The organism is Phenylobacterium sp., from assembly GCF_036723115.1.
Classification (GTDB): domain Bacteria; phylum Pseudomonadota; class Alphaproteobacteria; order Caulobacterales; family Caulobacteraceae; genus Phenylobacterium.
This window is the reverse complement of sequence record NZ_DAIMHV010000145.1, coordinates 1-6,561: the sequence shown is the minus strand read 5'-3', so window position 1 is coordinate 6,561 and position 6,561 is coordinate 1. Positions and strand designations below refer to the sequence as shown.

The 6,561-nt window shown below is 70.6% G+C and carries 7 protein-coding genes; 4 read left to right on the top strand and 3 right to left on the bottom strand.

The window, feature by feature from the left end:
* The 3 genes from V7D28_RS12750 to V7D28_RS12740 form a co-directional block, all read left to right on the top strand.
* On the top strand, positions 1 to 1,690 hold a 1,690-nt coding region (locus V7D28_RS12750), incomplete at its 5' end, for a DNA translocase FtsK (RefSeq protein ID WP_333587760.1).
* A 287-nt stretch (positions 1,691 to 1,977) separates the two neighbouring features.
* Positions 1,978 to 2,694 carry an SDR family NAD(P)-dependent oxidoreductase gene (locus V7D28_RS12745; protein WP_333587759.1) on the top strand — a complete coding sequence of 239 codons (717 nt, stop codon included), beginning with the start codon at positions 1,978 to 1,980 and terminating at the stop codon, positions 2,692 to 2,694.
* Positions 2,688 to 4,265 (top strand): cryptochrome/photolyase family protein, encoded by a 1,578-nt coding sequence (locus V7D28_RS12740; protein ID WP_333587758.1) that lies wholly within the window; start codon positions 2,688 to 2,690, stop codon positions 4,263 to 4,265. The genes V7D28_RS12745 and V7D28_RS12740 overlap by 7 nt, the downstream gene beginning before the upstream one ends.
* Here the strand turns inward: V7D28_RS12740 and V7D28_RS12735 are convergent.
* Positions 4,238 to 4,651: a YbaN family protein gene (locus V7D28_RS12735; RefSeq protein ID WP_333587757.1), complete on the bottom strand. Its 414-nt coding sequence runs from the start codon at positions 4,649 to 4,651 to the stop codon at positions 4,238 to 4,240. The genes V7D28_RS12740 and V7D28_RS12735 overlap by 28 nt on opposite strands.
* A 323-nt stretch (positions 4,652 to 4,974) precedes the next feature.
* Here V7D28_RS12735 and V7D28_RS12730 point away from each other — a divergent pair, with 323 nt between their 5' ends.
* Positions 4,975 to 5,307 carry a hypothetical protein gene (locus tag V7D28_RS12730; protein ID WP_333587756.1) on the top strand — a complete coding sequence of 111 codons (333 nt, stop codon included), beginning with the start codon at positions 4,975 to 4,977 and terminating at the stop codon, positions 5,305 to 5,307.
* Between the two features lie 40 nt (positions 5,308 to 5,347).
* Here V7D28_RS12730 and V7D28_RS12725 read toward each other — a convergent pair whose 3' ends face one another.
* Positions 5,348 to 5,818, bottom strand: coding sequence for a response regulator (locus V7D28_RS12725; protein ID WP_333587755.1), 471 nt, complete (start codon positions 5,816 to 5,818; stop codon positions 5,348 to 5,350).
* Positions 5,819 to 5,908: 90 nt separating this feature from the next.
* Positions 5,909 to 6,561 (bottom strand): helix-turn-helix domain-containing protein (locus tag V7D28_RS12720; RefSeq protein WP_333587754.1); only part of this gene is annotated, 653 nt, incomplete at its 5' end.

Here is a 6,561-nt window from a genome sequence, read left to right as displayed (position 1 = left end):
GGCCTGCGCCCGGCCGGCGGCCGAGGCGCAGGCCCCTGCGGTCCGCCGGGCCGAGCTTGAACCTGAGACGGAAGCCTTAGCCCGGCCGCCCGAAGAGCCCGCGCCGCTCAGCATCCGCAAGCCCAAGGCCCCGCCCCGGGATTCCAGCCGGGAAAGCCGGGAGAATCAGGGGGTGTTCGACTTCGTCCGCCCCGACGGCTTCACCCTCCCCGAGCTCTCCATGCTGGCCAAGCCCAAGCCCCGGGCGGCGGCCTTCGACGAAGGCGCTCTTCGTCAGAACGCCCAGCTGCTGGAGGGCGTCCTGGCCGAGTTCGGGGTGCGCGGCCAGATCGACCAGATCCGGCCAGGCCCGGTGGTCACTCTCTATGAGCTGGTGCCGGCGCCGGGCGTGAAGTCGGCCAGGGTGGTGGCCCTGTCCGACGACATCGCACGATCGATGTCCGTCGCCGCCTGCCGCGTGGCCGTGGTGCCTGGCCGCAACGCCATCGGCATCGAACTGCCCAACCAGAAGCGCGAGACCGTCTATCTGCGCGACCTGCTGGCCAGCCCGGAATACGAACGCTCGACCCTCGCCCTGCCCATGGCGCTGGGCGAGAACATCGGCGGCGAGCCCTATATCGCCGACCTCTCGAAGATGCCCCACCTGCTGATCGCCGGGACCACCGGCTCGGGCAAGTCGGTGGGGGTCAACGCCATGATCCTGTCCATCCTCTACCGGCTGGCGCCCGAGCAGTGCCGGTTCATCATGATCGACCCCAAGATGCTGGAGCTGTCGGTCTATGACGGCATTCCGCACCTGCTGGCGCCGGTGGTCACCGACCCCAAGAAGGCCATCGTCGCGCTGAAATGGACCGTGCGCGAGATGGAGGACCGCTATCGGCTGATGTCCAAGATCGGGGTGCGGAACGTCGCCTCGTACAACGAGCGCGCCAAGGAGGCCGCGGCCCGGGGCGAGCACTTCGAGCGCACCGTCCAGACCGGCTTCGACGAAAATGGCCGCCCGGTCTATGAGAGCGAGCGCATCGATCCCAAGCCCATGCCCTATCTGGTGGTGGTCATCGACGAGGTGGCCGACCTGATGCTGGTGGCGGGCAAGGACGTGGAAGGCGCCGTCCAGCGTCTGGCCCAGATGGCGCGGGCCGCCGGCATCCACCTGATCATGGCCACCCAGCGGCCGTCGGTGGACGTGATCACCGGCACCATCAAGGCCAACTTCCCGACGAGGATCTCCTTCCAGGTCACCTCCAAGATCGACAGCCGCACCATCCTGGGCGAACAGGGCGGCGAGCAGCTGCTGGGCCAGGGGGACATGCTCTACATGGCCGGGGGCGGCCGCATCACCCGCCTGCACGGGCCTTTCGTCTCCGACGAGGAGGTGGAGGCCGTGGCCAAGTTCCTCCGTGCCCAGGGCGAGCCGCAATATGTGGAGGACGTCACCGCTGGCGGCGATGACGAGGATGGCGGCGGCGATGATTTCGGGGCCGGCGGCGGCTCGGGGGATGATCTCTATGATCGCGCCGTGGCGGTGGTCACCCGCGATGGCAAGGCGTCCACCAGCTATGTCCAGCGCCGCCTGCAGATCGGCTACAACCGCGCCGCCTCCCTGATCGAGCGCATGGAGCAGGAAGGCGTGGTCAGCCCCGCCAACCATGCGGGCAAGCGCGAGATCCTGGTGGGCGCGCCGCCCTGAGCCGCGATGCGGCCTTGCGGCTGAGCTGAAAGGGGTCGGGCGCGCCAGCGTCACCGGACGGGGCTGGGGGGAGAGAAGCGTCACGGCTTCACGGGCGCGCCCTGCGCGGTCCGGCGGCGCAGGACGCCTGTGGGGGGAGCCGGACCTCGCAGGCCCTATGTTGGTCCTGAGCGGCGATTTTCCAGTCATCTGCGACATTTCGCCCGGCTGAGCGCCCGCGAGAGACGGCCCGCGCCTCGTTCGGGCCGTCCGATCCGTAGTTCTCCTGTGCGGCGGAGGAAGCGTCCATGAACAAGGCGGTGGTGCTTGTCGCCGGCGGCGGCCTCGGCGGCGCCCTGGTGCGTCGGCTAGCGGCGGACGGAGGTCAGACCGAAGTGGTGGCCGTATCGCGGCGCCGGCCGGAGGATCTGCCGGACGGGGTGGCCTGGCTCTACGCCGATCTGGATGACGAGGCGAGCCTGGCGGCGGCGGCGCAGGCGAGCGCGCGGGACGGCCCGCCGGACTTGGTGCTGATGGCCACCGGCCGTCTGCACGGCCACGGCCTTTCCCCTGAGAAGAGCTGGAAGGCCCTGGAGGCCGAGGCCCTGGTGGCCGCCTTCCGCGCCAATGCGGTGGGCCCGGCGCTGGCGGCCAAGCACTTCCTGCCGCTGCTGCCCCGGGACCGCCGCGCGGTGTTCGCCGCCCTGTCGGCGCGGGTGGGCAGCATCGGGGACAACCAGCTGGGCGGCTGGTACGGCTATCGGGCGGCCAAGGCCGCGCTCAACCAGTTCATCCGCACCCTGGCGGTGGAGCTGGCCCGCCAGAAGCCCCTGGCCATCTGCGCGGCCCTGCATCCTGGCACGGTGGACACCGCCCTTTCGGCGCCCTTTCAGGCCCGGACGCCGGCCGAAAAGCTCTTCGCCCCCGACCTGGCCGCCGAGCGCCTGCTGGCGGTGGTGGACAGCCTCACCCCGGCCCAGTCCGGCGGCTTCTTCGCCTGGGACGGATCGACCATCCCATGGTGAGGCGCCTGATCCTGGTGCTGGGGGATCAGATCTCGCCGCGAGAACGCCTGTCCAGTCTGCGCGACGCCGATCCGGCCGCCGACATGGTTCTGATGGTGGAGGCCGCCGAGGAGATGGCCTACGCCCCCCACCATCGCCAGAAGATCGTCATGGTCCTCTCGGCCATGCGCCAACACGCCGCGAGCCTGGAGGCGGCGGGCTTCCGCCTCCGCTACGTCCGGCATGACGACCCGCAGAACACCGGCGCCCTGACCGGCGAGACCCTGCGGGCCGCCGCCGACGTCCAGCCCGACGAGATCCTCATGACCCGCTCCGGCGAGTGGCGGCTGGAACAGGCCTTCGATGCGATGGCCCTGGCCGCCCCGGCGCCGGTGATCCGGCGTGCGGACGACCGCTATCTCTGCGCGCCGGAGGACTTCGCCCGCTGGGCGGAGGGGCGCCGGGAGCTGCGCATGGAGTTCTTCTATCGCGAGATGCGCCGGCGTCACCGCCTGCTGATGGACGGCGAGGCCCCGGCCGGCGGCCGCTGGAACTTCGATGCGGAGAACCGCCGCCGACTGCCCCGGGGGCTCCGCCCGCCCGCCCGGCTGATGATCGACCCCAATCCGGTCACCCGGGGCCTGCTGGACGAGATGGAGAGGCTGCGGCCCGACGGCCTGGGCAGGCTGGACGCCTTCGGCTGGGCCACCAATGCGGCTGAGGCCGCGGCCCTGGCCGATCACTTCTTCGCCGACATCCTGCCCGGCTTCGGCGACCATCAGGACGCCATGGCCCGCGGCGAGCCCTGGCTGTGGCATGGCCGTCTGTCGGCGGCCCTGAACCTCGGCCTCCTGGACCCCCTGGATCTCTGCCGCCGTGCGGAGGCCGCCTGGCGTGAGGGGCGGGCTCCGCTCAACGCCGTGGAGGGCTTCGTGCGCCAGATCCTTGGCTGGCGGGAGTTCGTCCGCGGCGTCTACTGGCTGAAGATGCCCGGCTATCTGGAAACCAACGCCCTGGGCGCCGCAAACCGCCTGCCCGAGTTTTACTGGACCGGCCAGACGGACATGGCCTGTGTCGCCGAGGTGGTGGGCGAGACGCTGGCCCACGCCTACGCCCATCACATCCAGCGTCTGATGATCACCGGCAATCTCGCTATGCTGCTGGGGGTGGCGCCGGCCGAGGTCAACGCCTGGTACCTGGGGGTCTATGCCGACGCCTATGAGTGGGTGGAGGCGCCCAACACCCACGGCATGGCCCTCTTCGCCGATGGCGGCGTGGTGGGCTCCAAGCCCTACGCCTCTGGCGGCGCCTATATCCAGAAGATGAGCGACTACTGTACGTGCTGCGCCTATGACGTGAAGGACCGGTTGGGACCGCGCGCCTGCCCGTTCAACAGCCTCTACTGGGACTTCCTCGACCGCCATTCGCCGACGCTGTCGGCCAATCCGCGCCTGGCCATGCCCTATAAGTCCCTGGCCCGCATGGACGCCGAAACCCGGGCCGCCATCGCAGCCAAGGCCGACAGCGTTCGCCGCGCGCTGGGCGCCACGCCGCGCTCAGACCCTCAGGACGAGGGCCGCGTCAGCACATAGAGGGCGCAGAGGGTCAGCACGACGCCCACGCCCATGGGAACCCAGGGATTGGCGGCGGTGATCATGACCACCACCAGGCTCAACCCCATGCCGATGACCGCCGCCAGCTTGGCCCGCGGGGGAATGGCGCCCCGCCGGTCCCAGGCCTCGAGCGTCGGGCCGAAGCGCTTGTGGGCGTAGAGGCGGGCGCGAAGCTTGGGCGCGCTCTTGCCGAAGGCCCAGGCGGCGATGATCAGGAAGACGGTGGTGGGCAGCAGGGGCAGGAAGGCCCCGGCGATCCCCAGCCCTAAGGCGGCCATGCCGAGCGCGCGATAGGCCAGCTGGGCGACAGGACCCATCTGGGGCGCCGCCGGTTCTCCCGCCTGCCGCTCATCATCCACCGACATGGGCCGACCATGCCACAGGTCCTTGCGAGAGAATCGCAAAAAATCGAACCGAAGATGCGCCCGCCCGCCATCTGCCGCCGACAGGTGCGACCGCGGCACGCCGTCGCACAGGTGAGGCGACGCATGACCGCCGAAAGCAAGCCTGGCCTTGGCCCGCCAGGGATTGCGCCGCTGGAGCGTCCTTCGCGCCAGGGCGATGGGGCCGCGCACAACTTGACAGTATGAGGCGCACTGCCTAGGTGCGCCGCAACATGGCGATTTGGGGTCGATCGGCGGCTGGCGCGAGGCGCGCTCCGCATCGGCCGGTATTTTCGAGGCTTTTCATGGTTGATATGGCCGACGGCCTGACGGCGCTTCATCAGCGCCTGGACATGCTGCAATGCGAAATGGAGCGCGCGACGCTCTATGGCTTCGCCGCTGTCGCGGCCGTGTCGGCCCTGTCGCCGGCCGCCGCCGAAGCCGCCCGGATGGTGCTGGAGAGCGGCGGCGTCGCGCCGGCCGCGGGCCTGGCCCAGGGGGACCTCTTCGCCGGGCGCGGCGACACCGCCCCGGCCGGCCCTGTCGCCCAAAATCCCCTGGCCCTGGCGCTGGAGCAGGCGCTGGTGGAAGCCGCCCGCGCCCTGGACGAGCCCGCGGGTGGTCGTCAGGCCGTCTGAGGCCCTTCGATGGTCGTGGGGAAGGCGTGCGGGCTGGCGCTCAGCCTTCCAGGCGCTCCAGGCTCCACAGGGCTTCGAGCAGTTCCGCCGGTTCGAACGGCTTGACGATCCAGCCCTGGACACCAGGCGCCAGGGCGCGCTTGCGTTCGCCGTCCTCGCTGGTGAGGACCAGCACGGGCAGGGCCGCCAGGTTGGGGTCCGCCTGTAGCGCCGCGATGAAATGGAGGCCGTGCATGCGCGGCATGTTTAGGTCGGTCAGCACCACGTCCGGACGATGGCGCCGCACCTCTGTCAGCGCCACGTCGCCGTCGTCAGCCAGGATCACCTGATAGCCGGCGGCGGTCAGCAGATCGGCGAGCATCAGGCGCAGGGCCGGCGAATCGTCCACCACCAGCACGCGGAGCCGGTCCGCCTCAGCGCTGAGCCTGTCGGCAGGCATCAGGCCGCCGCCTCGAAGCGTGGGGATCGAGGGGTGGGGGACGTCGGAGCGGAGGGCGAAGGAATCGGCCATCTCCCGTCACATTTTTCAGATGCGACGTAACACAGGGTTAACGGCGAGAAATTTCTCTATTAGGAGAATCTTGCCGCTGCGGCAACCGTCTCAGGCGAGATTCGGCGCTTCTCCCTGGTGGACCAGCAGAACCTTCGCGGGCTCAGGCCCCCGCGCCACGAAGGCCACCCCCATCTCTCCGTCGAAATAGACGCCGTCGCCGGGATCGATCTCCACCGGCGCGTAGATCTCCGAATGCAGGGTGAGCGACCCGGCGAGCGCCATCAGATAGGCGTCGCCCCGAAATCTCAGCCAGGGTCCGGGCGTCGAGCGGGGGGGCGCCTCCAGCACCACCGGGGTAAAGTCGCGGCGCAGAAGCTCTTCGGCGCCCGAGCGACCGTTCAGGCCTCCCAGGGTCACGGGCGCGCCCTCATGGGCGCGAATGATCGCCCGGCGGCCAGGCTGGGCCGGGGGCGGAGGGGCGAGCCCCGGGCGGACCAGATGGTCGATCTCCACGTCCAGGGCCCGACACAGGCGCACCAGCACCTCATAGCCCAGGGCGGTCTGGCCCAGTTCCACCTTGGAGAGGCTGGACAGGGGCACGCCCGAACGAGCGCTGAGTTCGGCCAGGGTCCAGCCCCGCCCGTGGCGCAGCCGGCGAATGGCGGCCCCCGCCAGGGCCGAGGCGCCCGGATTCACCTGCGCATCTCCGCACGCGCGGCGGGGGAGAGGGGGCGCGTCCCGCGTGCCGCGGGGGAAGGGGA